The organism is Vibrio sp. 5S239 (assembly GCF_041439575.1).
Lineage (GTDB): Bacteria > Pseudomonadota > Gammaproteobacteria > Enterobacterales > Vibrionaceae > Vibrio > Vibrio kanaloae.
This window is the reverse complement of sequence record NZ_JBGOOM010000018.1, coordinates 1-23634: the sequence shown is the minus strand read 5'-3', so window position 1 is coordinate 23634 and position 23634 is coordinate 1. Positions and strand designations below refer to the sequence as shown.

At 43.4% G+C, this 23634-nt stretch carries 25 protein-coding genes; 10 read left to right on the top strand and 15 right to left on the bottom strand.

Features of this window, described 5'->3' with window-relative positions:
* The first annotated feature begins 304 nt into the window (after positions 1 to 304).
* The 3 genes from ACED48_RS14180 (at position 305) to ACED48_RS14170 (ending at position 2406) form a co-directional block, all read left to right on the top strand.
* The gene (locus tag ACED48_RS14180) at positions 305 to 766 is read left to right on the top strand and encodes a carboxymuconolactone decarboxylase family protein (protein WP_017058049.1); all 462 of its coding nucleotides are present in this window, start codon (positions 305 to 307) and stop codon (positions 764 to 766) included.
* 113 nt (positions 767 to 879) lie between these two features.
* The gene (locus ACED48_RS14175; RefSeq protein ID WP_017058048.1) at positions 880 to 1611 is read left to right on the top strand and encodes a helix-turn-helix domain-containing protein; all 732 of its coding nucleotides are present in this window, start codon (positions 880 to 882) and stop codon (positions 1609 to 1611) included.
* Positions 1612 to 2139: 528 nt separating this feature from the next.
* On the top strand, positions 2140 to 2406 hold the full coding sequence (locus tag ACED48_RS14170) for a DUF3081 domain-containing protein (protein WP_017058047.1): 267 nt from the start codon (positions 2140 to 2142) through the stop codon (positions 2404 to 2406).
* 168 nt (positions 2407 to 2574) lie between these two features.
* Here the strand turns inward: ACED48_RS14170 and ACED48_RS14165 are convergent, their stop codons facing one another.
* Positions 2575 to 3600 carry a zinc-binding alcohol dehydrogenase family protein gene (locus tag ACED48_RS14165; RefSeq protein WP_017058046.1) on the bottom strand — a complete coding sequence of 342 codons (1026 nt, stop codon included), beginning with the start codon at positions 3598 to 3600 and terminating at the stop codon, positions 2575 to 2577.
* 155 nt (positions 3601 to 3755) lie between these two features.
* Complete coding sequence (locus tag ACED48_RS14160; RefSeq protein WP_029627225.1) at positions 3756 to 4523, bottom strand: glycine betaine ABC transporter substrate-binding protein; 768 nt, start codon at positions 4521 to 4523, stop codon at positions 3756 to 3758.
* Between the two features lie 268 nt (positions 4524 to 4791).
* Here ACED48_RS14160 and ACED48_RS14155 point away from each other — a divergent pair, with 268 nt between their 5' ends.
* A complete protein-coding gene (locus ACED48_RS14155; protein WP_017058044.1) occupies positions 4792 to 5724 on the top strand; it encodes a LysR family transcriptional regulator in 933 nt (310 codons plus the stop codon).
* 145 nt (positions 5725 to 5869) lie between these two features.
* Here ACED48_RS14155 and ACED48_RS14150 read toward each other — a convergent pair whose 3' ends face one another.
* From ACED48_RS14150 to ACED48_RS14120, 7 genes are all read right to left on the bottom strand, one after another.
* Entirely contained in the window at positions 5870 to 6256 is a 387-nt protein-coding gene (locus ACED48_RS14150) for a hypothetical protein (protein WP_017058043.1), read from the bottom strand.
* Positions 6257 to 6417: 161 nt separating this feature from the next.
* On the bottom strand, positions 6418 to 7245 hold the full coding sequence (locus ACED48_RS14145; RefSeq protein WP_017058042.1) for a Cof-type HAD-IIB family hydrolase: 828 nt from the start codon (positions 7243 to 7245) through the stop codon (positions 6418 to 6420).
* A 51-nt stretch (positions 7246 to 7296) separates the two neighbouring features.
* Positions 7297 to 8136: an arabinose operon transcriptional regulator AraC gene (gene araC, locus ACED48_RS14140; protein ID WP_017058041.1), complete on the bottom strand. Its 840-nt coding sequence runs from the start codon at positions 8134 to 8136 to the stop codon at positions 7297 to 7299.
* Between the two features lie 64 nt (positions 8137 to 8200).
* Positions 8201 to 8713, bottom strand: a complete 513-nt coding sequence (locus tag ACED48_RS14135; protein ID WP_017058040.1) for a hypothetical protein — start codon at positions 8711 to 8713, stop codon at positions 8201 to 8203.
* Positions 8714 to 8761: 48 nt separating this feature from the next.
* Positions 8762 to 10249, bottom strand: coding sequence for an L-arabinose isomerase (araA, locus tag ACED48_RS14130; protein WP_371692196.1), 1488 nt, complete (start codon positions 10247 to 10249; stop codon positions 8762 to 8764).
* 9 nt (positions 10250 to 10258) lie between these two features.
* Complete coding sequence (locus ACED48_RS14125; RefSeq protein ID WP_017058038.1) at positions 10259 to 10999, bottom strand: L-ribulose-5-phosphate 4-epimerase; 741 nt, start codon at positions 10997 to 10999, stop codon at positions 10259 to 10261.
* Positions 10992 to 12695, bottom strand: a complete 1704-nt coding sequence (locus ACED48_RS14120) for a ribulokinase (protein ID WP_017058037.1) — start codon at positions 12693 to 12695, stop codon at positions 10992 to 10994. The genes ACED48_RS14125 and ACED48_RS14120 overlap by 8 nt, the downstream gene beginning before the upstream one ends.
* A 371-nt stretch (positions 12696 to 13066) precedes the next feature.
* Here ACED48_RS14120 and ACED48_RS14115 point away from each other — a divergent pair, with 371 nt between their 5' ends.
* Genes ACED48_RS14115 through araH form a run of 3 tightly spaced genes read left to right on the top strand, consistent with a single transcriptional unit; the run spans position 13067 to position 16657 of the window.
* Entirely contained in the window at positions 13067 to 14065 is a 999-nt protein-coding gene (locus ACED48_RS14115) for an arabinose ABC transporter substrate-binding protein (RefSeq protein ID WP_017058036.1), read from the top strand.
* A gap of 60 nt (positions 14066 to 14125) precedes the next feature.
* Entirely contained in the window at positions 14126 to 15643 is a 1518-nt protein-coding gene (gene araG, locus ACED48_RS14110) for an L-arabinose ABC transporter ATP-binding protein AraG (RefSeq protein ID WP_017058035.1), read from the top strand.
* Between the two features lie 24 nt (positions 15644 to 15667).
* Positions 15668 to 16657, top strand: coding sequence for an L-arabinose ABC transporter permease AraH (araH, locus tag ACED48_RS14105; protein ID WP_017058034.1), 990 nt, complete (start codon positions 15668 to 15670; stop codon positions 16655 to 16657).
* Positions 16658 to 16870: 213 nt separating this feature from the next.
* On the opposite strand, the gene ACED48_RS14100 is transcribed toward araH, so the two are convergent.
* Positions 16871 to 17548 (bottom strand): DNA alkylation repair protein, encoded by a 678-nt coding sequence (locus tag ACED48_RS14100; protein ID WP_017058033.1) that lies wholly within the window; start codon positions 17546 to 17548, stop codon positions 16871 to 16873.
* A 124-nt stretch (positions 17549 to 17672) separates the two neighbouring features.
* Between ACED48_RS14100 and ACED48_RS14095 the strand changes: the two genes are divergently transcribed.
* Entirely contained in the window at positions 17673 to 18296 is a 624-nt protein-coding gene (locus tag ACED48_RS14095) for a bifunctional 4-hydroxy-2-oxoglutarate aldolase/2-dehydro-3-deoxy-phosphogluconate aldolase (protein WP_017058032.1), read from the top strand.
* 158 nt (positions 18297 to 18454) lie between these two features.
* Here ACED48_RS14095 and ACED48_RS14090 read toward each other — a convergent pair whose 3' ends face one another.
* The 3 genes from ACED48_RS14090 to ACED48_RS14080 form a co-directional block, all read right to left on the bottom strand.
* Complete coding sequence (locus ACED48_RS14090; protein ID WP_017058031.1) at positions 18455 to 19258, bottom strand: MetQ/NlpA family ABC transporter substrate-binding protein; 804 nt, start codon at positions 19256 to 19258, stop codon at positions 18455 to 18457.
* Positions 19259 to 19594: 336 nt separating this feature from the next.
* The gene (locus tag ACED48_RS14085; protein ID WP_017058030.1) at positions 19595 to 19822 is read right to left on the bottom strand and encodes a helix-turn-helix transcriptional regulator; all 228 of its coding nucleotides are present in this window, start codon (positions 19820 to 19822) and stop codon (positions 19595 to 19597) included.
* A gap of 1 nt (position 19823) precedes the next feature.
* Positions 19824 to 20351, bottom strand: a complete 528-nt coding sequence (locus ACED48_RS14080) for a DUF2975 domain-containing protein (protein ID WP_017058029.1) — start codon at positions 20349 to 20351, stop codon at positions 19824 to 19826.
* Positions 20352 to 20513: 162 nt separating this feature from the next.
* Between ACED48_RS14080 and ACED48_RS14075 the strand changes: the two genes are divergently transcribed.
* Positions 20514 to 20858, top strand: coding sequence for a hypothetical protein (locus tag ACED48_RS14075; RefSeq protein WP_029627221.1), 345 nt, complete (start codon positions 20514 to 20516; stop codon positions 20856 to 20858).
* A gap of 265 nt (positions 20859 to 21123) precedes the next feature.
* On the opposite strand, the gene ACED48_RS14070 is transcribed toward ACED48_RS14075, so the two are convergent.
* Both ACED48_RS14070 and ACED48_RS14065 read right to left on the bottom strand, forming a co-directional pair.
* Positions 21124 to 21279, bottom strand: a complete 156-nt coding sequence (locus tag ACED48_RS14070; protein ID WP_158006794.1) for a hypothetical protein — start codon at positions 21277 to 21279, stop codon at positions 21124 to 21126.
* Between the two features lie 287 nt (positions 21280 to 21566).
* Positions 21567 to 22490 (bottom strand): DMT family transporter, encoded by a 924-nt coding sequence (locus ACED48_RS14065; RefSeq protein ID WP_017058027.1) that lies wholly within the window; start codon positions 22488 to 22490, stop codon positions 21567 to 21569.
* An 84-nt stretch (positions 22491 to 22574) separates the two neighbouring features.
* On the opposite strand from ACED48_RS14065, the gene ACED48_RS14060 reads away from it, so the two are divergent.
* Positions 22575 to 23477, top strand: a complete 903-nt coding sequence (locus ACED48_RS14060; protein WP_017058026.1) for a LysR family transcriptional regulator — start codon at positions 22575 to 22577, stop codon at positions 23475 to 23477.
* The last annotated feature ends 157 nt before the right edge of the window (positions 23478 to 23634 follow it).

Genomic DNA, 23634 nt, shown 5'->3' with positions numbered 1-23634 from the left:
AAAAAGTATTGAAATTCCAGTAGCTCGATCTTCCACGGAGTAATTACGTTAACGCGGAAATGGACATTTTCGAGTTAGAAATGAGAGTGAATTTATGGCACTCCCGCCTTTCCAATATTAGACTTTAATATTCAGTATGAACTCTTATTACTGGCTTTCGTAACACCATCATAATTTGAGCCTGGTTACCTAGGGAGCTGAGAAAGTCTGAACCGAACGTTTACCTTTCCCAAACAAGTGTCGAAAATCTTCAATCTATTGCTAAGCGCGTTTTTTATCATGTGAAAAACACAGGAGAGAAACCATGCAAAAACGACTAAAATACATTGACATAGCGCCAAAGGCAATGAACATTCTGTATACTCAGGAAGCGTATTTCCATGAGCAATTTCGTCAGTCAGACACAATGAACATGACTATATGGGAACTGGTAAAGTTGCGTATTTCGCAAATCAATCAGTGTGCATTTTGTATCGACATGCACAGTAAAGATGCACTCAAACTGGGTGAAAAGCCTGAACGTATCTGGGGGCTTAGTGCGTGGAAAGACATGCATTTCTACAGCGATGCGGAACATGTTGCGCTGGGCTGGGCTGAATTGCTGACGGCTGGTCTGCCAGTAAGTGATGATACCTATCAGCTCACCTTGAATACCTTTGGAGATAAAGCTATGGTCAACCTAACGATTGCAATCAATGCCATCAACAGTTGGAACCGAATAGTGAAAGCATTCAAGCCACAGGTGGGAGTGTACCAACCTAAATAACTTAACTCGGGCTAATCTAAGCCGTAATTCACTACTTACACCTCAACTCCATACTATAAAAAGTAAATTATACGACTTTATTATTTAAGTTGAGGCTAAATAGGACAATACGTTTGAATTTGGACTTTGATATTTTCAAACCACAGGGGATGTTAGCCGGCCATATTCAAGCAATCTGGTCGGTTTCTGTAGAACCTGACACGACACAAATCGTGCGTAGGCGATTACTCAGTGACGCCGGTACAGGAGTGATGTTCATTTTGCAAAATGAGGTGCAGATAGACGGCGAGTGGCAGGTACCGGGGGTTCTTCTACTACCAGTCAGCACCCTGGCGCGTCAGATCAGTCTGCCGCCGGGCACAGTGATGGCAGGTGTGCGTTTTCATCCGGCAGTCGATTATCAGTTGTTTGGTAAACGCCTAGAGCGACCGTTGCGGATTGAGGGCGATCACCCTCTTTCTTCTTCGGCGTTCCCGACATTTGTACTTCTGCAAGCAGCGCGTTCGCCATCGGCGAGAATTTCTGCGTTATATCGCTGGACCCAAGCTCTGATTGCAGAATGTGAACCTCAGGATGTCGGTCACATTATTCATCAGCAGCTAGGGACGCTCAGCCAACGCCAGAGAGAGCGTAAATTTCAGAAATGGCTGGGGATTACTCCTAAACATTACCAGCGGATTATACGGGTGAAGCAGACTTTAGAGCAGCTTCGAGCGCAGCCAGATATATTTTTGGCGGATCTGGCGCTGGAGCAAGGCTTTGCCGATCAGGCACACATGACACGTGAATGTAAGCAGATTGCGCGCATGACGCCGAAACAGTTTGTGCGGGAAAGAAAGCCCTAGAAGGCATTAACTTTGAATATAGAATCACCATCTATGCCGCCCCTCCCCCCCTATTAGTTGGACAACCAATTATTGGAAGGATATTTATGTTCAAATATTTCGGATCACTTTCTATAGGCCAAACTCACATTGACAGGGGGGAATAACCATTTACTCCAACTGACAATTGGGCATTTCCATCTCAGTGACTTTTCTAAATCAGTTTTATTAAGCGCTGTTCTACGAAGTTCCCCCTACGCTACCATACCTCCCTGCTCGTTATCTTTAGATCCAAGAGCCAACGTCGTTATGCCTGTTTATGACATACGCTATATTTAAGGTGTATGGCAGAATAGTGGATAAACTAAAAAGCGGCCCAATGTAGAAAAAATAAAGTGAATAGTCGGAAGTAGCACCTTGTTCAATTAAGAGGTGGTTTATATAAAGCACATAGAGTTATTTTTGTGATCGGAATGTAGAATTAAGCCGTAATGATTTTAAATACAAGCACTTAATAAATTTTCATTGAATACGTAGCTGGAGCGATATATGGACAACAAAATCACAACTAAAGAGTTTCTTCGAGTGTTTGATTATATTCGTTCATCTGGCAAGCAACTGGATAACCAATATCAATTGGGAGAAATTTCTGCTCGGCACGATTATGATGGCTACACTTGTTGGTTAAGCTATAAAGACGTAACAGTGACACTGATGTTCCACGGTTCATTGAAAATTGAATACGATAAGGCATCTAACTATGAAGACTTCATCAACCATTGCTTAGCAATACTCGCTAATAAATCTTTGCATTAAGTTTATTCCAGCTTCAACTCAAGAAGGTTCTAGAAGCAAAGTGAATGACAATAAAACAAAGCCCCTGTTGAAGTTTCGATCAGAAATCAATTCAGTTCAGAGTTCAGGGGCTTTTCTATTCGAACTGACCATTATTTAACTATCAAGATAAGTATTTAATTATCAAGATCAGTATTTAATAGCCGTTTTACCAATAGATGCACTACTTTCAATACGCTGGTGTGCTTCTTTAAGTGTCTCGACGCTAAAGTCATGCAACGTTGTCGTAAGCGTCGATTTAATGCGACCCGCATCAATCAGATTAGCCGTTTGGAATAGGATATCTTGCTGCTTCTGGATATCGTCTGTGTTGAACAGTGAACGTGTAAACATAAGCTCCCAAATAAAGCCTGCAGATTTACCTTGTAATGCCGATAGGTTGATTCCGCCATCGAACTCAACAATCGAACTTATCATGCCTTGTGGTGCAATCAGTTCTACCATTGCATCCCAGTGCCCTTTGGTATCGGCGACATTAAATATGTAATCGACATGCTGAATGCCTTGCTCTCGCACCGACTCGACAAGGTTACGGTGGTTCACCACATAGTCCGCTCCCATATCCCTTACCCACTTTTCGGTTTCAGGTCTTGAAGCTGTTGCGATAACATCTAGGTTGGTCAATTGCTTAGCCAGTTGAATCATAATTGAACCAACACCGCCCGCTCCACCAATGATCAGGATAGATTTTTTCTCTTCAGGGCGAACTCGCAGGCGGTCAAACAACGCTTCCCAAGCGGTAAGTGTTGTTAATGGCATAACAGCCGCAGCTTGGTCAGATAAGCTCTTAGGCGCTTGAGAAGTAATGCGGTAATCTACGGCTTGATATTCTGCGTTAGCCCCCATACGTGTTACGTCGCCCGCATAGTACACACGGTCGCCTACTTCAAAACCTTCCACGTCTTGGCCTTTGGCAACCACTTCTCCTACTGCGTCATAACCCAGCACTTTTGGCTGCTCAAGAGTTTTATCTTTGGCATTACGAATACGAATTTTTGCGTCGGCAGGGTTGATTGAAGTCGCGCTTACTTTTACCAGTAAGTCATTATTTTTTAGTTCTGGCAGACTCGTTTCAAACTCAAATAAACTGTCTTGTTCTGTAATCGCAAGTGATTGAGTAAATCCGATCGCCTTCATTTTTGATGGTACTGACATTGTGCTTTCTCCTTGAATTAGACGAGTTAATCTTAGTGAATTTCCATTCCAGATAAACCGCCTAATATTTGAATTATTACCAATTAATATTTGATAATCGTATTACCATTATTAGGTAACATAAAAATGTAACGGTATTGCAGACGACATAGCGACTAGATCAGGTCCTTCTCAACCAACCAAGCATGTGTTACGGCATCTTGTGACTTACCTTCACGGCAAACTTTATAATCCAACTCGGCAATAATATCGTTTGAGAATCGCAATGAATCGAGCTTCTGAATCTGTTCTTCGCTAAACAAATGCTTCTTGTCATGTCTTAAAAGAAGTACCGCTCTGTCAACAATTCCGAGCAAACCTTTAGGCTCTTTAATCTCCCGAATGTCATAGCGATAATGCAGGAATTGTGGTTTCCACAGTGGCACTACCACCCACTCTTTGTTTGCGACTGCACTTTCAAAAGCATCGAAGCAATCACCTTCGCTACCCGTGAAAAACTCATAACCCGAATCACTAAGCCCATACTCTTTCATCATCTGGATCGAGAAACGCGTTATGCCAGCACCTGGGTTAATGCCCTGAATTTGGGCTTTCATTCTCTTTGCTACTTCAGGCTTCAAAAGATCGGCGACTTCAGACACCGCTTCTTTGGGTACATAGTTAGGTACCCCCCACAACGCATAAGGTTCATAATGAAGTCCAAGCTCGATCAATGGCTCGACTTCCTCAACACCAGCTTTGTAGATACCATGGCTTGATGGAAGCCAAGCCGAAGAGAGCATGTCAACTTCACCCGCTTTCAGTTTCTCAAAGTTTTCTTGATGAGGAGAGAAAATACGCTCTACCTCGAACCCCAACGCTTTCAATACATTGGTAACCAGTGATGCCGTTGTACGGTGGAACGACAAATCCGTTACACCCATTGTGATTTTCTTAGTCATCTTGTCTCCCTAGATCGTAGATTTCGTCCATACAATGTGTATTGCGCTACGTTGTCGATATGGAAAAATGATAGTGAAAAGATTGCTAATGAAAAACAGCCTCACATTTGAATTATTATCAAATTAGTTTTGAAAATTAACTGTTTGAAGCTAACTTAGAAGAGATAAGTAGAGATAACCCATTTGCAGATTGGGATAAGGAAATATCCCAACTCCATGTTTAGAATATAATTCAATACAGGTAGATAATATGCTTCTTGAAGACTTACAGGTCATTTTAAAAGTAGCGGAGTTTCGCAGTATCACCGCAGCAGCAACCAATCTTGATATGCGCACTGCGACTGCAAGCGCCGCCGTGAAACGTGTTGAAGCCGCGTTGGGCTCTGAATTATTTGTAAGAACGACTCGCCACCTAAGGCTCTCTTCAGCAGGTGAACGTTATTTACCGGAATGTGAACAAGCCTTAAAAATATTAGCTCAAGCTAAGATCAACATCCGCGAAGAGCTTGGTATTGTCGATGGTGAAATTCGTATTGCGCTTTCATCCGATCTAGGCCGAAACTTAGTCACACCTTGGCTTGATGAGTTTTTACTTGAATACCCTAACGCTGCACTCCGCACTAACATCAGTGATAGTAATATAGATTTTTATCGAGATTCTGTTGATATGGCGCTGCGTTATGGCTCCCCGACTGACGCCAATATGTACGGTTTTAAAATTTGTGATGTCCCCAGAATCCTGTGTGCTAGCCCTGATTATTTAGCTGAAAAGGGAGCACCAAATGAACCCAAAGACTTGTCTCAACACAATGGGTTGCTCTACCAACTCCATGACATTTTGCAAGATGAGTGGGTATTTAATGATGGAATTCATGACCATAAAGTGAAGTTGAAAGGAAATAGAGCTTCGAACGACGCCGACCTTGTGAGACGTTGGTGTGTTGCGGGAAAAGGGGTTGCGATAAAATCTTGTCTAGATATGTCAAGCGAGCTACTTTCTGGTGATGTCATCAATGTGATGCGCACGTTTAAGCCAACACCTACGGAGCTATGGTTAGTGTGTCCAAGCCGACAATCGATCACACCGACCGTACGCTTATTAAGAGATTTATTCAGAGAAAAAACTGCGGAGATCATTTCCCAACTGAATGCACAAGGTATTGTAGAAAGTAAGACACCATAGGATCTAACTCAGCTTAGAAATAGGTCATAGAGATACAAAAAAGCGTTAGCGAACTTCAATCCGCTAACGCCTTCCATCATTTAAACATCATACGTGTTTGATAAACACGCTGACTTTAATGCGAGTGCCTAGTCTAATACGAGAGTTAGTTTGACTCTTCTTCAACGTCGCAGTCTGCACAGCACTGCAGTGCGATTTCATGTTCAAAGGTGATGGTATCGTTACCTTCTTCTAGCAACTCGACGATTTCATCCGCGACTTCTTTCTCATCTTCCGCTTCGATCCCACTCTCTAGCTCTTCTTCCGAATAACCGAAAAAATTCAGTAATAAGTAATCACGAGCTTCCTCTTTAGTACATACCACGTTTGCTGAAAGATCAGGCGTAACCTCACCTTGCGCAAGCGTCGCCGTTATTTGTGCGATAGCATCATCTTTCATCGCAGGCGTTAACCAACCCAGATCAGTACTTACGGTTGTTTTTTTACAATCGAAGCAAGGCAGTTGGTGAAAGTAGTATTGAAAGGTAGTCATAGGTAATTTCTTCTTTAGGTGTTGTATAGCAAGATTATGCGCGTTTTCTTGTAAAATACTATCTCAATAGACACCGAAGACCAAATACTTACTACGTCTTCATACAAGACATGAGAAAAAGTGCTACAAAGCGAGTCATTTACTAGTTAACTCTTAACGCTTCACTTCAATGGAAAAAGTTCTTTTAATAATAAAGCTAACCCTTCTCCTTGATTGTCCGTGCTTGTCACCCGATCAGCGGAGTTTTGTACTTTCTCGCTAGCATTTAGCATCGCGACACCACAACCCGCCATAGAAAGCATTGAAACATCGTTGAAATTGTCTCCGATCGCAACAATTCGGTTTATATCAAGCGACATATTAGATGCATAGTCCAGTAGCGCTCGGCCTTTACTGTGTCCTTTAATGGCTAAATCAATTCGGTTGGTTCCTGAAATAGAACCCGAAAAATGAGTGGTAATTAGCTCTTCTTGCAAAAACTGGTTGAAGTTATCCGTACTGCCTTGAACCACAAACTTCCAAATGCACTCCGCTCTTTGCTGTTCTTGAACTAGGTTTTCCACAAAGTAAATTTTAGGTCGTTTATCGATGGGATAACTATCAGCCCATTGTTTTAGAGGTAAGATATATGGCATGGGGTCTTGGTCCCAAACCGCCATACCAGAATCAGTGTACATCACTATTTTCAAGTCATAGTCAAAAGCGAGTTGCAGGAACGCATTAGCCAAGGTTGGGGGAATTGGTGTCCCGCTTTCAACCTGCTTATTTACATAGTTGTATTGGTAAACACCGTTGCAACAGATAATCGGCAAGGTAACACCCAATTGGTCATAATAAGGTTTTGCTGCGGTATGGTGGCGCCCTGTAACAACCACAACATGATATTTATCTACAATTTTTTGAACATAGTCTCTGACCCAAGGGTTTAAAGTATGATCATTTCTGAGTGCCGTACCATCAAGGTCCAAAGCGAGCAATTGGTAATTCATGCGATATACCGAGTTTATTATGTGGGAAAGCAAGATATTTTCTTGCCGCGACTAAGTGATTTGCTCTCTATAAAGCTTAGGGCTAACACCAGACTTGCGTTTAAAGACTCGTGAAAAATAGAGGGGATCGGTATAGCCGACAACCCTGCCTATCCTGTTGACCGAATAGTTAGTGGTCACCAAGAGTTGCTTAGCTCGGCTGACTCGTTGGTCGTCTCGCCATTGAGTAATCGTCATACCAACTTCATCACGAAATAGGTGACCTAAACGTGAAGCGGATAAACAAGTAAAATCCGCAATGTCTTCTAGAGAGAAACTTTGACTTAAATTTTGTGCCATATAGTTCATCGCCTCAATCACACGTGGGTCGAGAGGTTTATTGACGACATCTGGCTGGATACTTTTACAGCGAATAATCAGTTGTTCAAGAAGGTTGATCGCTAAATCATCGCGATAAGGCATATCGGATTTGGAAATATATTCTATATCGATAAACAGCTTCTCTAACATTGAAACCGTGCTGCTTTCTATTCCCTTGGTGAGATATACCCCTTTATGCTGTTCGTGCCAGCAAAGCCATTCGTTCCAAAATGCACGTGGACGAAAATAAATCCATCGGTGGAACCAAGAGGCATTGTCTTCTTTACGATGATAAAAGTGAGTCGCACTCGGTGGAAAGAGCAGTAAGTCACCCGCTTTTACATCAAAAGCCTCATCGCCATGGAAAATAGTACCCTCTCCTTGGCTGGTGAGGTTAATAATGAAACCTTTCATCCCATTTGGTCGGTCAATGACAAAATCTAGCTCATCTCCTTCAATAATAGGAGTGAGGCCAGCCACAAGGTGAGCGTCAAAGTTATACCCGGGCTTTAATGGATCGTTGTTTTGCATGCATTATCTATATTGAGGTTTATGTCAGTCTATTCTGGCTACGAAATAGTGTCACCGTGATTCCTCACAGTTTATCCAGAATAATCCACTGTTTAGCAGAAAACGCTTCTCTGAAAAAATCGGTCTTCTCCGTTTTGGATAGAAAGTCACTCGGCAGACCGTCTCTTCTATGTTGCCAAGGGAAGTGAGGTTTAGGGGGGGCTTCCTTATCAATAGGGCGCGGTAGATGTCGAATTTCATGGCGGATATCTAAACGTGTAGGTACGCTATTGCGCGCTAGGTATTCAATCACCAGAACATCGCCAGAAAAATAGTAATTCATGTTAATCGACAACGTTTCTGAATGTTGCACCTGACACCATTGCTCTAGCCGATCCGTTTTGTGCCGAAACTTCCAGTTAGCTTCCGATACTGAAATCAGGTTTCCGTTATTCATAACCTCAATAACACCAACATAATGAATTTCACCATCGAATTGAAGTTCAAAACTCGTGGGGTGCGCACTGTCGAGCTTAAGTACCCAGCATGATTTATCCAATTGATAAATGGGCGTAGCAACTACATCTGTATCATTCACAAATTGACTCCAAAGTGCTCCCTTGTAGGAGCACATTATTGAGATTAATTAGCGGTAGTAAACGCCGTTGTGACGTAAGTCTTGTTTGAACTGACGTAAGTTAGTGTCATTATCAATCACGACCATTTCGATGCCTAGAATTTCTGCGTAGTCAGCCAGTGTAGACAAGGTTACCGCTTGGCTATAAACCGCATGATGCGCGCCACCAGCGTGAATCCAAGCCGCCGCTGCCACATTAAGGCTAGGTTGTGGCTCCCACAATGCATGAGCAACAGGAAGATGCGGTAATGATGCTGGTGGAGTAATAGTATCAACCATATTCACCACCATTCTAAAGCGATCACCAAGGTCGATAACAGATACATTCAGTGCTTCACCAGATTGACCACTAAAAATCAGACGTGGGATATCACAACGACAACCTATTGTGTGACGGTGGATCTCTAGTTTAGGTTTCACCGCGGCGATAGATGGACAGACCTCGAGCATATGAGCCCCCAAAACCTGACCTTTCCCGCCAAAGTTGTAGGTGTAATCTTCCATAAATGAAGTTCCGCCTTCCCTACCTTGCCCCATTACTTTAATAATGTGAGTCATAGCAGCCGTTTTCCAGTCACCCTCACCACCATAACCAAAGCCTTTACTCATCAATCGCTGTGTCGCGAGTCCTGGTAGATTCGTTAGGCCCGTTAAGTTTTCGAACGTATTAGTGAAAGCGCTCGCACCAACCGAATTGAGGAAAGATTCCATACCCAACTCGAGACGAGCTTCTTGCACCATCAATATCTTTTGGTCTTTATCATTTAGAAGCTCTGGCGCCATCTCATAGGTTGATGCATATTCGTCAAGCAAATGATTTACATCTGATTCTGATACCGAGTTGACTACATCACTCAGCTCACCCAGCCCATAAGCATTCACTTCGTAACCAAATTGAATTTGTGCAGAGACTTTATTGCCTTCCGTTACGGCGACTTGGCGCATGTTGTCACCAAAGCGTGCAACTTTAAGTTGTTTGCCGGCTTCTACACCAATTGCGGCGCGACACCATTCATCAACATCTTTATGCACTTGCTCGTCTTTCCAGTGGCCCACAACCACTTTTCGCTCAATATTCAGACGAGTACCAATAAAACCGAACTCGCGACAACCATGCGCACTTTGATTGAGATTCATGAAATCCATGTCAATCTCATCCCATGGCAGTTGCGCATTAAACTGTGTATGTAGATGTAGGAATGGTTTGTTAAGTTGAGTTAAGCCTGCAATCCACATTTTCGCGGGAGAGAAGGTGTGCATCCAGAGCATTAAGCCGACACAATTCGGATCGTTGTTCGCTGCACGGCAGACAGCAAGGATTTCGTCAGGCGTTTTTACTGTGCCTTTGTTAGCGATGTCTACAGAAATTCCTGGAGCTGCATTTAGACCAGCAATGATTTCTTCACTGTTATTTGCCACACTTTCTAAAACTTTTGGGCCATACAGATGCTGAGAACCTGTCACAAACCATACTTGTTTCTCATTGAAAATATTCATCATGTATCCTTATTTTTTGGTTTGACCGTAGTAGGCGTTTGCGCCGTGCTTACGTAAATAGTGTTTATCCAAGAGCGATGGATTAATCGAACTTACGCTCGAGTTGATTTGTAATGTTTGTAATGCCATACCAGCAACCACCTCCACCACCACAGCATTATGTACAGCTTGATGTGGATCTTTCCCCCAAGTAAACGGCGCGTGCTCTTTAACAAGAATACCGGGAGCAGCCATCGCGTCTCCGTCACCAATGGTTTCAACAATCACTTTGCCGGTGTTTAACTCATAATCTTCAGCAATCTCTTTGTCACTCAATGCTCGAGTACAATCGATTTGACCATAGAAATAGTCCGCGTGAGTGGTACCCAGTGCCGGAATGGCGCGACCTGCTTGAGCCCATGCTGTCGCTTGTGGCGAATGAGTATGGACAATACCGCCAATATCGGGATATTGACGGTAAAGCTCTAAATGCGTCGCGGTATCTGAAGAAGGATTCATCTCTCCCTCAACGATTCGGCCTTGTAGATCCACAATTACCATGTTGTCGGCGCTGAGTTCGCTGTATTCAACACCACTCGGTTTAATGACGACCAAACCTGACTTACGGTCGATGCCTGAAACATTCCCCCAAGTGAAGGTCACAAGGTTATGGCGCTGGAGGTCCATATTGGCTTGCCAAACTTGATGACGAAGTGCTTTAAGGCGTTCTGTGGTTAGATCAACGTCGCTCCATACTGTTTGTTCAGACATTGTCACGCTCCTGAGATTGATGAAATTCAGCAAGCTGCTCCATGTGCTGCCCTAATTGACGATAGGTCGCATATCGCTCCGCTCTCATCGCTTGTACTTCTGGGTGTGGTAAATAGGCTTGACGAACGGGGCTGGCCATCACACTTTGTGCTGCTTTGGTATTTGGGTAAACGCCCGCGGCTACTGCAGCAAATATCGCAGCTCCCAAGGCACAACATTGCTCCGACTCTACGACGACGATTTCGCGGCCTATCACATCAGCACACATTTGCATTACATACGGTGATTTCTGAGCAATACCACCAATGGCAATCACGCGTTCAACGGTTACGTCTTGTTCAATAAAGCAATCCACAATCGCTTTTGCACCATGCGCTGTCGACTCTACAAGCGCTGAGAATATAGCGGGTGAAGCACTGCCAAGATTCAAATCGCAAATTGCACCTTTTAAACGCTGATTTGCATAGGGTGTACGTCGACCATTAAGCCAATCCATTGCCACTGGTGTGTACTGATCAATGCCTTGCTGCTCTGCCGCTTCCGAAAGCATGGGCAGTAAGTCAGAAGCGATCTCTTCCGCGGTCAACGCAAAGTCTGGGTTACGCTCTACATAAGCCTGCAATGGCCACATCAATACGTTTTTAAACCAAGCGTACATATCACCAAACGCTGATTGCCCCGCTTCTAAAGCGAGCAACTCGGGCATAGCACTGCCTTCTACTTGGCCACAAATCCCATGAATAGTGCGGTCACCGACCTGCTCTGCTTCCACCATTAAAATGTCACAGGTCGAGGTTCCAATGACTTTCACTAAGTCATTGGCGCCAGCACCCGCTCCAACGGCACCCATATGGCAATCAAACTCACCAATGGCGATGGCAATACCTTCCGGTAGTCCCAATCGCTCTGCCCACTCTTTCGAGAGATACCCAGCCGCTTGATCTGATGTGAATACATCCGAAAACATGCGGTCACGAATACCATCGAGTGTTGGAGAAATTGCGCTTAAGAACGCTTGGTCAGGCAAACCACCCCAGCTGTCGTGCCACATGGCTTTATGCCCAGCAGCACAAATACTACGGCGTAGTTTTTGAGGATGTTGATTACCGGAAAGAGTGGCTGGAATCCAGTCACAAAGCTCTACCCAGCTATAGGCTCGCTTTGCAATTTGTTCATCTTGTTCACTGACCCACGCAGCTTTAGCCCAGAACCATTCCGATGAATACACCCCACCGATGTAGCGGGTGTAATCGGTATAGGTTCCCGAGTGTGCTAGCTCATTAATCAAATCGGCTTTAGTTACCGATGTATGGTCCTTCCATAAAACGAACATCGCATTGGGGCTGTTTTCGAACTCTGGAAGTAAAGCGAGAATGGTACCGTTTTCATCAATTGGCGCAGGTGTCGAACCAGTTGTATCAACACCAATACCCACGACAGAAGAAGTTACGGTAGGTGAAACTGTACTCAACACTTCTTGGATAGCGTCGGTCATCGCATCCAGATAATCTTGGGGGTGATGCCTGAACTGAGATTGATCAGGCTGACAATAAAGTCCTTTGATCCATCTTGGGTAATAGACAACAGACGAAGATACTTCTTTGCCTGTGTCTGCATTAACGACAAGAGCACGTACAGAGTCCGATCCGAAATCTAAACCAATTACATGCTGCTGATGTGTTTTCAATGTGTCCATAAGAGCTCCAACTTTTGGTCAGCAAACTAAATCCTCTTGCAGTTATAGCGAGAGCGAAGCCGTTATCCCATAAATAGGCTCGCTAACTTTATGGACAAAAACGCCACGAGACGTTTTTTGTGTTCTCTCTAACACCTGGGGAAATCGAGCTAGAATCACACAACAATTAGCAAATTTAACATTTCAAGTGCTGACAAATTAATCTCAAATCACGAAAAACCCACCAACCGAGAGCTACATCATAGTCTCTGCGGCTAAATAAATGGACAAAAACGCTACATTCCTCAGCTGTGATTCTTATCACTAATAATTATTCCAAGATCCACAAATATGTAGGGCGAACACTCACCTCTACCAGCGGATGGATAACAATGAAACTAAAAAAACTACTCACAGTCGCGGCCTTATCTGGCATTACTTTACTAAGCGCTTCTGCCAATGCCTTTTTCGGCTCTAACGATGAAACTCGATTAGGCTACCTAGTTAAGCAACCGGAGGAACCATGGTTCCAAACAGAATGGTCATTCGCTGAAAAAGCAGGTAAAGATTTAGGCTTTGAAGTCGTAAAAATGGCTGTGCCCGATGGCGAAAAAACCCTTAATGCTATCGACACACTGGCGGCACAAGGTGCGAAAGGTTTCGTTATTTGCACACCTGATCCTAAATTAGGTCCTGCAATTATGGCGAAGGCAAAAAGTTATGACCTGAAAGTTGTGACAGTCGATGACCAATTCCTGAATGCGAAAGGCGAGCCGATGACCAACGTTCCATTGGTTATGATGGCAGCAACCGCTATCGGCGAGCGCCAAGGAACGGAGCTTTACAGTGAAATGCAGAGACGTAACTGGGATGCCTCTACAACAGGTGTAATGGCAATCACCGCTGACGAGCTTGATACAGCACGTCGTCGTGTAGATGGCTCGATTTCGGCACTAGAACAAGCTGGCTTCCCTGTCGATCAGATCTATCGTGTACCAACGAAAACCAACGACATCCCAGGTGCGCTAGACGCAGCAAACTCTCTGCTTGTTCAATACCCAACCGTTAAGCAGTGGCTAGTTTTAGGCATGAACGACAATACTGTACTAGGCGGTGTACGAGCTACTGAAGGTCAGGGGTTCAGTGCAAACGACGTAATCGGTATTGGTATCAATGGCGTCGATGCAGTGAACGAACTGGCTAAATCTCAGCCGACAGGGTTCTACGGTTCACTGCTACCTAGCCCAGACGTACATGGCTACAAAAGTATCGAGTCACTTTACAAATGGGTGACCGACGATATCCAGCCAGAGAAGTTTGTAGAAGTTACAGACGTTGTACTTATCACGCGTGATAACTTCAAAGACGAACTAGCTAAGAAAGGGCTATAAGCTCACTTTCGGTGGCGACCTTATGGGGTCGTCACCACCTGACTTAACGGAGAGAATGTCATGGCTAAGTCCCCCTCTTACATAGAGTTTCGCAATATCTCTAAGCACTTCCCCGGTGTTAAAGCATTGAACAACGTTAGCTTCCGCGCCGATGCGGGCAGTGTTCACGCTTTGATGGGCGAAAATGGTGCTGGTAAATCAACGCTTCTCAAGACTCTCAGCGGATTTCATCAACCAACTGACGGTCATATCGCCATTGACGGTAAAGAAGTAGCGCTAAACTCAACTAATGATGCCCTTGCTCACGGTATTGCCATTATTTATCAAGAGCTCAACCTCGTTCCTGAGCTGACGGTTGCCGAGAATATTTATCTTGGACAGTTGCCAACCAAGGGCGGCCGAGTGGACACCGAAACTCTAAACAGAAATGCACGAGTTCAGTTAGAACGCTTAGGTGAAACCTTCGATCCTTCATGCCAACTAAAGGATCTTTCTATTGGCCAATGGCAAATGGTTGAGATTGCCAAAGCATTGAGTCGCAATGCACAAATTATCGCTTTTGATGAGCCAACCAGTAGCTTATCGCAACGAGAAATTAAGAATCTATTTAAGGTTATTCGTGAACTGCGTGATTCTGGAAAAGTCATCATGTATGTATCACATCGTATGGAAGAAATATTCGACCTTTGTGATGCAATTACTATCTTCAAAGATGGTGAGCACGTGCAATCATTCCATGATATGTCAGAACTGACTCATGACCGCTTAGTGGAATTGATGGTAGGTCGCGAAATCAACGATATCTACAACTATCGTTCACGTCAGCATGGTCAAAGTGGCCTGCGTATAGAAAACTTCGAAGGCCCAGGGTTAAGCCAGCCGCTATCAATGGATATCAAACAAGGTGAAATTTTAGGGCTATTTGGCTTAGTGGGAGCTGGACGAACCGAGCTAACTCGCCTTATTTTTGGTGCCGATAAGAAAAATGCAGGAGACCTGTTTCTTCACAATATCAAAATTGGCGTGAAAACCCCGCAAGATGCCATTCGAGCTGGCATTACGCTGTGCTCGGAAGACCGCAAAGCCGACGGCATCGTTCCTATCATGTCGGTTCAAGAAAACACCAACATTAGCGCTCGCCCTTGGAATCTAAAGTTCAAAAGCTTGATTGATTTCGACTGGGAGAAAAAAAACGCTTCGAAGCAAAAAGAAGCACTTAATGTAAAAACTTCTTCTTTAGAACAACCTATTGGAAAACTGTCCGGTGGTAACCAGCAGAAAGTCATTCTTGCCCGTTGGTTGTCAACAGCAATGAGCGTCATCTTGTTAGATGAGCCTACCCGCGGTATCGATGTTGGAGCAAAGTCAGAAATATACGAACTCATTTTTAAGCTGGCGGAAAACGGGGTGACCGTACTCGTCGTTTCCAGCGACTTACCGGAAGTATTGGGTATCTCAGATCGCGTCGTTGTCATGAAAGAAGGCGCTGTGACCGGTGAATTACAACGCGACGAATTTAACGAGCAAACTGCGCTTCGTCTGGCAATGTTAGACCAAGAAGGTTCGGCCGCCGCTTAACGCTTAAAATTAAGGAATATTATTATGTCTGTAACAAGCTCTACAAAACCTCTTGAACCACAGGACGCAAAACGCTCCTTTAATTTGGCCGGAATTTGGGACCGATTCGGAATGCTGATCGTGTTCGCTGCCCTATTTATTCTATGTGCCTTATTTGTGCCTTACTTTGCGACTTTCATCAATATGAAAGGGCTTGGTCTGGCTATTTCGATGAGTGGCATGGTGGCATGTGCGATGCTGTTCTGCTTAGCTTGCGGTGATCTCGACCTGTCTGTCGCTTCAATTATCGCCTGTTCAGGTGTCGTGACCGCAGTAGCAATTAATGCAACGAGCAGTTTGGTACTTGGTATTGGTGCTGGCTTATTGTCTGGTGCAGCATTTGGGCTACTTAACGGTTTCGTGATAGCGAAACTGAAAATCAATGCGTTAATCACTACGTTAGCAACCATGCAGATCGCTCGTGGTCTCGGCTACATCATCTCCGACGGCAGAGCAGTAGGTATCACAGAAGAGAAATTTTTTGCTTTGGGTAACTCATCCATCCTAGGAATTCCGACACCGATATGGCTGACCATGATTACTTTTGCTCTATTCGCTTTTCTTCTCAATCGCACTGTTTACGGTCGCAATACGTTAGCGATAGGTGGTAACGAAGAGGCGGCGCGTTTGGCTGGTGTCAATGTGGTCAAAACTAAGATGATCATTTTCACCGTATCAGGGTTAATCTCAGCGCTTGCAGGGGTTATTTTGGCGGCGCGTATGACAAGTGGTCAACCAATGACCTCCGTAGGTTTCGAATTGGTCGTCATTTCAGCTTGTGTGCTCGGGGGAGTATCTCTCAAAGGTGGCATAGGCAAAGTGTCCTATGTTATTGCTGGGGTATTGATTCTGGGAACGGTAGAAAATGCGATGAACCTGCTTAACATGTCGCCGTTTTCTCAATATGTCGTCCGAGGCATTATATTACTAGCCGCTGTTATTTTTGACCGTTACAAGCAGAGTAATCAAGGATAAGTTGATAAGATCTCAGGATCATTAGGTTATTCATGTATAACACGGTAAGGGGTTAGACATTACATTTAGTAGCAATGCCAGTGAATCCTCGCTGGCATTCCTCAATGTTTGACTGGTAAAAAGCATAAGGTAATTGGCCCTGAGGGACAAGTATTCAATCTAGGTCGAAGAATCAGGAAAATCATCTCAAGACTTACATATGAAGGATTGAAACTAATCATCACAATTCAGCCATTTCAGTCCTTCTCGCCTTGCCAACCCTTGAATGTTTTGCTGGTCAATAAACGACTCCACAGAATTTGCGTTAGTTTTCGAGAACTCCCGTAATGCCCAACCTATCGCTTTTTGTATAAAGAATTCCTCATCAGCCTGATTTTCTTTGATTACTTCAAAAAGAAGGCTTTCGTTAGTCTGCTGTTTGAACTTTAATTGATAAAGCAATGCGGACCGCCTTAACCAGATATTATCAGAGACGCGCCAACGGCTTATATAGTCTTGAGTTTGAGCAGTATGGTTGATATGCAGGGCGGCAACAATGTGTGAAGCGAGCAAATCAACTGTGTCCCACCATGATTTCGTTATGATCAACCACTCTACTTCAGCTAAGAATGTTTCTGGAAGCTGCTTTTTGCGTTTAATGAGCAAGTCGACAGCAACCATTTGAAACTCCCTTTCAGGAAGTAACCATAGCTCTCTGATAATACGAGGTAAGTCAGCGATATTGGGGAGCTGTTCTTTTGTAAAAAGAGGCTTCAAAACCTCTCTTCTTTGTGTTGCCTGAATTCCATAGAAATGAAACCGATGACGCATGTAAGCTTGCATCTGTAGCGCTTTGTCACTATTTGCCAAAGGTTCAAGTGCTGTTTTTATCGCATTATTCCAAGTATGCATTTAGTCGGTATCCCTAAGTATAAACAGAGTTCAACTCTAAATAAAAATGGCATTTAATCATAGCGTTAGGGCATTTTTTAATTCATATTATTTCGACAAACTTCGATTAGACTAAGGACAAGCCATGACCACTGTTAAACAACGTTTAAGTGACATAAAAGTCGTCCCTGTAATTACTATTAAAGATGCAAGTAAAGCGGGTAAGCTCGCAAAAATTCTCGTTGATAATGGCCTTCCTTGCGCTGAGGTGACTTTCCGTACTCCAGCCGCGCCACAAGCGATTAAAAATATGCGCAAAGCTTACCCTGACATGCTAATCGGCTCGGGAACGGTCATCACCACTCAGCAAGTAGACGAGTCAATAGAAGCAGGGGTCGATTTCGTGGTAAGCCCAGGGCTCAATCCAACAACCATCAAATACTGTCAGCAGCGTGGCGTACAAATCGTACCAGGTGTCAATAACCCTAGCCTTGTTGAACAAGCTATAGAACTCGGCCTCGATACATTAAAATTCTTTCCAGCTGAGCCTTCAGGCGGTGTGAATATGCTAAAAGCACTCACAGCGGTTTATCCTGTAAGCTTTATGCCAACGGGCGGGATTAGCCCTAAAAATGTCAATGACTATCTAGCCCTTCCTGCCGTGTTTGCCTGTGGCGGAACATGGATGATCCCATCAGATCTTATCGATGACGAAAAATGGGAGGAACTTGGTCGTTTAATCGCAAATGTTGCTGACATTATTAAATAGCGACTCTGAATCCAACCATTTACAAATGAGATAGCAAGCAGAGCATTAGACACATGCTCTGCTTACTAACAATACATACCCTCACTGTACAACTATCTACCAGTCACTCATGACTTACCCGGCTTTGTTACACAATGAGATGGACCTTGCTGTCTGGCTTAATTAGCCGCTTCGATGGTGCCTTTAAAGGTAGCATCTAAGAAGTCATTCATTTCTTTAGAGTGATAAATCGAGAGGATTGTTTCAAACACTTTTTTGTTTTTATCTTCATTTCGTGCAGCAACAACCATTACCGCCAAGGGTGCATTTTTGGGTTCCAAGTAAATCCCCTGTTTCTTCGGGTCAAGTCCAGAAGACATCACATAGTTCATAGTAATTGCTGCTGCATCTACATCATCAAGTGTACGTGGCAGTTGAGCAGCCTCTACTTCAACAAATATAATGTTTTTTGGGTTGGCGACGATATCTTTCAAAGAGGCGCTAAAGCCAACGTCTTCTTTCAACGAAATCAATCCTGCATCTTCAAGTAGCAGTAACCCACGGCCGCCATTAGTCGGATCGTTCGGGATCGCAATACGAGCATTCTCAGGGAGCGCGTCAAGTGCAGTGTATTTGTTGGAGTAAACTCCCATACGCATCAAAATTGAACGGCCAATCGAGACTAAATTACTGTTGTGATTATCGTTATAGTTATCGAGGAACGGCTGATGTTGATAGCTATTAAGGTCAATACTTCCATCGCTTAACGCAGCATTCGGGGTGATATAATCCGAAAATTCAACCACTTCAATGTTAATCCCTTGCTTTTCTGCTTCTTTAGCGACCGCCTCTACAACTTGAGCATGTGGACCCACCGTTGCACCAATTTTGATAACCGATTCGTCTTTTTTCTCGCATCCTGTTACGCCCAATACAAATGTTAATGCCAGTAGCAATATTGCGATTTTTTTACAGCTTCTCATGGTCACTCCATATAAAAAATAAAGACACTTAGATATCTAGACGTCCATAATATCGAACGGTGTGATTGGGTCAATAGGCTTGTTAAGAATTAAGTAAAGTATTGTTACTTATAAGTAAGGCAGACTTGTTTTCTAATGATTGGAATGAGTGAATAACTATAAATTGATATTCACTATAAATATGGACAAGATTCGCTAGAAACTAATACGGAAATGCACAGGAATACGTTTCGACGTTAAGGATACATTGCTTCGGGAGCAATAGTGGCTCAAGTAGACAAAGGTAAAGAGATGTTGAAACTCCTCACCTTTGAGATTAATTTTATCAGCGATACGTCACGATGGTGAATCCTCTTGGCTATTCGGTACATATTCTAAAATGTCTCCCGGTTGACAATTTAGATGAGTACATATAGCTTCCAGCGTCGCTAATTTGACCGCCTTTGCTCGCCCATTTTTGAGAACGGATAAGTTTTGTTCAGTAATACCAATGAGCTTGGCTAACTCGTTTGATCGCATCTTCCGCTTTGCCAACATGACATCCAGATTGATTATAATCGCCATACTAAATTGTCAGCTCGCTTTCTTCTTGTAGAACGGCTGCTTTTTCCATCACAACTGCAATTACTCTCACAATAAAACCGATGATCATCATAGTTATATCGCTATCGTCGATTGTAAACGACATGTTCCAATTACCATCATTGAAAGATAGAGCTAAGCTAAGAAGTACGTCCATCAGAAGTTCAACAAACGGCGTAGCAATTAATAGATAGCTGAGTTTTTTAAAGCACTCAGAGTTCTGAAGTTCAAAAATAATTCCCTTCTCGTACAAACGAAATAGCACAATTAACTGCCACAATAATGCCACTGTAAGTAGTGTAGAAATCATGCTAGGGAAGTAACCGATCAAAGAGCGCCCTGTAGATAAAGGGAGTGACACTTCAATCGGAAAACTGGCATTAAACCATTCTGCATTGAACATAGTAGCGCTAAACCAGAATACGGTATTCAGCACAACTGAAAACACTATAGAAAACCAGAATAGAGTAAGAAGTTTACGGCTAAAGTTGCTGATGGATTGTTTCGACATGATAGACCTTATAATTGATTAGCTTTTTAGCAATACTAATCAGTTAAAAATAAAAATCAATAATAATTTATCGTAAAACGATAAATTATTATTGATTTTTTGATGGCTACTACTTAACATATACCACCTTAGTAAACAGAATGATGAATAAAAATGACCATTATGAAAAAACACATTTTCCTATCCATTGCATTATTTATGACCGCAGAGCCTAGTATAGCCAATGGCATATTTGTGGATAACCTTGATACTGAGTACAAGATCGCAAACGACAACTCATGGGGAAACTCCCCCTATGCTATTGACGCGACATCCGAATCAAATGCTTTTACTGGAGACAAATGCACACAGATAAGCAAAGAGCAGCTTGGCTCGCATCCAGACTCGACTAAAAACCAAGATGTAAAATGCTACGTCACTCACTTTCCGAAAAGTGATATCAGGACTCGTATGCAGTCGAATGAGGATGGTGATGTGAGTGTTGGTTTTTCTTGGGACTTTGATTGAGCGTGACTTGACCCCGCCGATATCCGACAGGCGACAATCCATAAACACGCTCAGCGAGATAGTGCCTAGATCCATATCCACCTTGACTGTCATAAAAGGATAAATAGGCTAAAGAGGAACGTGTATACTTTCACATGCAATAATGAAGAGAGTCGATATTAGCCATCGTTTCACATTTCTCTACAATCATAACCCTACATGCTAAAGCCGTTGCTGAGAGGCCTAATACGAAGCAACACAACAAAGCTCTTTGATCAATCATGGTTCACTGAGGTTCAGGGGTGATGGAGAAGTAAAATAGGACAACAATAAGAACAAGTAGACGGTCATAATAGAATACCAGGTTCTCTATTATGACCGTCTCGATGAAACCTGTCTTACCCGCTTCGTGGTCGACTCGACAGTATCCAGTGTTGTTCACACCCTATCCGATACCTTCAAGCCATCGATAAATAGCTCACCTGATTCTAATACAAGAGAGCAATTAAGCCTCAATATCTAAAGCCCTCAAATAACACCATTCTTATGCTTTCATTTAAATTATGATTATTAGAACTAAAACTAAACAGCTTTGAACAGAACTTAATGCTCAGACAGCACCACTTACACAATCAAGATGCAGATAATTCGAGAATTTCGTATAGCTTTTGGTAAGGAAAAGAGACCTCCTGCCTTTGTATATTGATAGATTAAGTTCCTGATTTAAAATTAAGTGCAGGTTCGCGACGTGCGTTTAAAACTTTGAATACATGGTAGCAGTAGGCCTGCAATAACAATCGCAATACCGATCAATTGTAACGGAGTGACTGCCTGTCCGAGCATAAATGAAGTCAGCGCAGAGAAAATCGGTACAAAGTTAAAAAACAGTGCAGCATTCGCCGAGCCGAGGTGACGCACACCATTTAACCACAGCAAATAACCAGCAACCGTACCAAAAACTCCGATATACACCACTTCCGATACTCCCAACGCGCTACTATTCCAAAGCTCAGTGAACGGAAGTACTTCTGGCGATGCCAGACACATCGCACCAATCACCGTCGCTCCGCTTAGCATACCGACAAAAGTATAAGAAATAACAGGCATCCAGCGACTGATACCCTGACTGAAGTAAGTGTACAAACTCCAAGCCAACATGCCGCAAAAGATGAGTTTATCACCGTGGTTGATTTGCATTGAGAGCAGTTCTTTCGGATGCCCATTGGTGATTACGATCAGTACGCCGGTCAAGCTAACTAGCAGACTAAAACACTGGGCGAAAGACGGCAGCGTTCTCAAAGCAATACACGTAATCAGCGAAGTCATCAGTGGGCTGAGCGCCATGATTAACGAGCCATTTGTCGCATTGGTGTAAGCTAATCCGGTAAATAAGCAAAGATTGAGCCCACCCACGCCCACAACGCTAACGGCGATGACCCAACACCATTGCCACAAACTTAAGTAAGGCTTGGGCATCCGCGCCGCTTTGAGGTATATCGCCAGACACGAAGCCGCAATTATAAAACGCCAGAACACTAGTGTCAGCGCGTGCACTTCGTTTAATACGAGTTTACCAATAGGAAAACAACTGCCCCAAAAGAAAGTACAGATAATGAGCAGAACAGCGGCTTTAAAAGTTGAATCAAATTTCATCGTCACTCCGAATGACTTGTCAAAATGTGTTCTCTAGTGTATTGATTTCAATAGTTAGATAAACAAGCAAAACTAAGACGGTAAATGCCATTTATGAAACCTAATTATTCGTTAGACGATCTGCGTTGTTTTTGTGCTGTAGCACGTTCAGGCAGTTTTAAAGACGCAGCACTATCTTTGGGTATGCCGCTCTCAACCTTAAGCCGCCGCATCCGTCAGTTAGAGGCCGATTTGCAACTTCGCCTGCTCAACCGCGACGCACACCGGATTGTCCTGACCAGTACTGGCGAGCAATACTTTCAACGTTCAGCCTTATTATTTGATGAACTTGATAATATCGACGAAGACCTGCATCGAGATAAACATCAACCACAGGGAAAAATTCGTATATCCGCGCCAATCAACGCAGGTTCGCAATTTCTGCGCACGATTTTTTATGATTTCTTACTTCAGTATCCGGATATTAAGCTGGATCTGAACCTATCAAATTCATTGATTGATATCGAAGCCGAAGGAATGGATGTGGTTTTTCGTGTCGGAAACGTAGTAGTCGATAACTGGATTGCTCGGCAGTTAAAACACATTCACTTCATCTTGTGCTCTCATCCTGATTACGATATTTCGACAATAATCACACCAGACAAATTATGCGATCATCCAACAATCATTTGCCATCCGATGACACCATGGCAACTGATACACAAAGAGAGTGGCGAAGAATTCAACTATTACTCGCAAAAAAGCGTCAGACTGGAATTGGATGAAATTGTGATGCTAACTCACGCTATAAAGACGGGCTTAGGGATTGGGTATGTACCGGATTATTTTGCGTTGCCAATGATCGCGCAGGGTGAAATGAGCCATGTATTGCCCAACTGGCGTAGCAAAGAACGCACACTGTTTATGCTCTATCGCGATCGGGATCATCTGCCGATGCGGGTACGCCTATTTATCGAATTTGTCATGCAGCGCTTTGAAGCGAATTAACCTCATTAGGTCAATTTTTTCACACATTCATTGCTAAACTTGGTAATGAAAAGTGGCTTGAATAAAATTCAAATAGTCACGTCATTTAAACAACTGTGGGGCGTGCGACGTGAAGTCGTATGAAGCGCTGTTCACCGCTAAACGAGTGAATCATCTG

Bases quoted from the DNA above. Each gene is read 5' to 3' on its own strand.
- ACED48_RS14085 (WP_017058030.1), bottom strand. From the start codon at position 19,822: ATGGCGATTATAATCAATCTGGATGTCATGTTGGCAAAGCGGAAGATG.
- ACED48_RS14170 (WP_017058047.1), top strand. From the start codon at position 2,140: ATGGACAACAAAATCACAACTAAAGAGTTTCTTCGAGTGTTTGATTAT.
- ACED48_RS14150 (WP_017058043.1), bottom strand. From the start codon at position 6,256: ATGACTACCTTTCAATACTACTTTCACCAACTGCCTTGCTTCGATTGT.
- ACED48_RS14165 (WP_017058046.1), bottom strand. From the start codon at position 3,600: ATGTCAGTACCATCAAAAATGAAGGCGATCGGATTTACTCAATCACTT.
- ACED48_RS14125 (WP_017058038.1), bottom strand. From the start codon at position 10,999: ATGTCTGAACAAACAGTATGGAGCGACGTTGATCTAACCACAGAACGC.
- araH (WP_017058034.1), top strand. From the start codon at position 15,668: ATGTCTGTAACAAGCTCTACAAAACCTCTTGAACCACAGGACGCAAAA.
- araA (WP_371692196.1), bottom strand. From the start codon at position 10,249: ATGAATATTTTCAATGAGAAACAAGTATGGTTTGTGACAGGTTCTCAG.
- ACED48_RS14100 (WP_017058033.1), bottom strand. From the start codon at position 17,548: ATGCATACTTGGAATAATGCGATAAAAACAGCACTTGAACCTTTGGCA.
- ACED48_RS14060 (WP_017058026.1), top strand. From the start codon at position 22,575: ATGCCATTTATGAAACCTAATTATTCGTTAGACGATCTGCGTTGTTTT.
- ACED48_RS14160 (WP_029627225.1), bottom strand. From the start codon at position 4,523: ATGGGTGTAACGGATTTGTCGTTCCACCGTACAACGGCATCACTGGTT.
- ACED48_RS14120 (WP_017058037.1), bottom strand. From the start codon at position 12,695: ATGGACACATTGAAAACACATCAGCAGCATGTAATTGGTTTAGATTTC.
- ACED48_RS14180 (WP_017058049.1), top strand. From the start codon at position 305: ATGCAAAAACGACTAAAATACATTGACATAGCGCCAAAGGCAATGAAC.
- ACED48_RS14155 (WP_017058044.1), top strand. From the start codon at position 4,792: ATGCTTCTTGAAGACTTACAGGTCATTTTAAAAGTAGCGGAGTTTCGC.
- ACED48_RS14115 (WP_017058036.1), top strand. From the start codon at position 13,067: ATGAAACTAAAAAAACTACTCACAGTCGCGGCCTTATCTGGCATTACT.
- ACED48_RS14095 (WP_017058032.1), top strand. From the start codon at position 17,673: ATGACCACTGTTAAACAACGTTTAAGTGACATAAAAGTCGTCCCTGTA.
- ACED48_RS14090 (WP_017058031.1), bottom strand. From the start codon at position 19,258: ATGAGAAGCTGTAAAAAAATCGCAATATTGCTACTGGCATTAACATTT.
- ACED48_RS14065 (WP_017058027.1), bottom strand. From the start codon at position 22,490: ATGAAATTTGATTCAACTTTTAAAGCCGCTGTTCTGCTCATTATCTGT.
- araG (WP_017058035.1), top strand. From the start codon at position 14,126: ATGGCTAAGTCCCCCTCTTACATAGAGTTTCGCAATATCTCTAAGCAC.
- ACED48_RS14145 (WP_017058042.1), bottom strand. From the start codon at position 7,245: ATGAATTACCAATTGCTCGCTTTGGACCTTGATGGTACGGCACTCAGA.
- ACED48_RS14080 (WP_017058029.1), bottom strand. From the start codon at position 20,351: ATGTCGAAACAATCCATCAGCAACTTTAGCCGTAAACTTCTTACTCTA.
- araC (WP_017058041.1), bottom strand. From the start codon at position 8,136: ATGCAAAACAACGATCCATTAAAGCCCGGGTATAACTTTGACGCTCAC.
- ACED48_RS14075 (WP_029627221.1), top strand. From the start codon at position 20,514: ATGAAAAAACACATTTTCCTATCCATTGCATTATTTATGACCGCAGAG.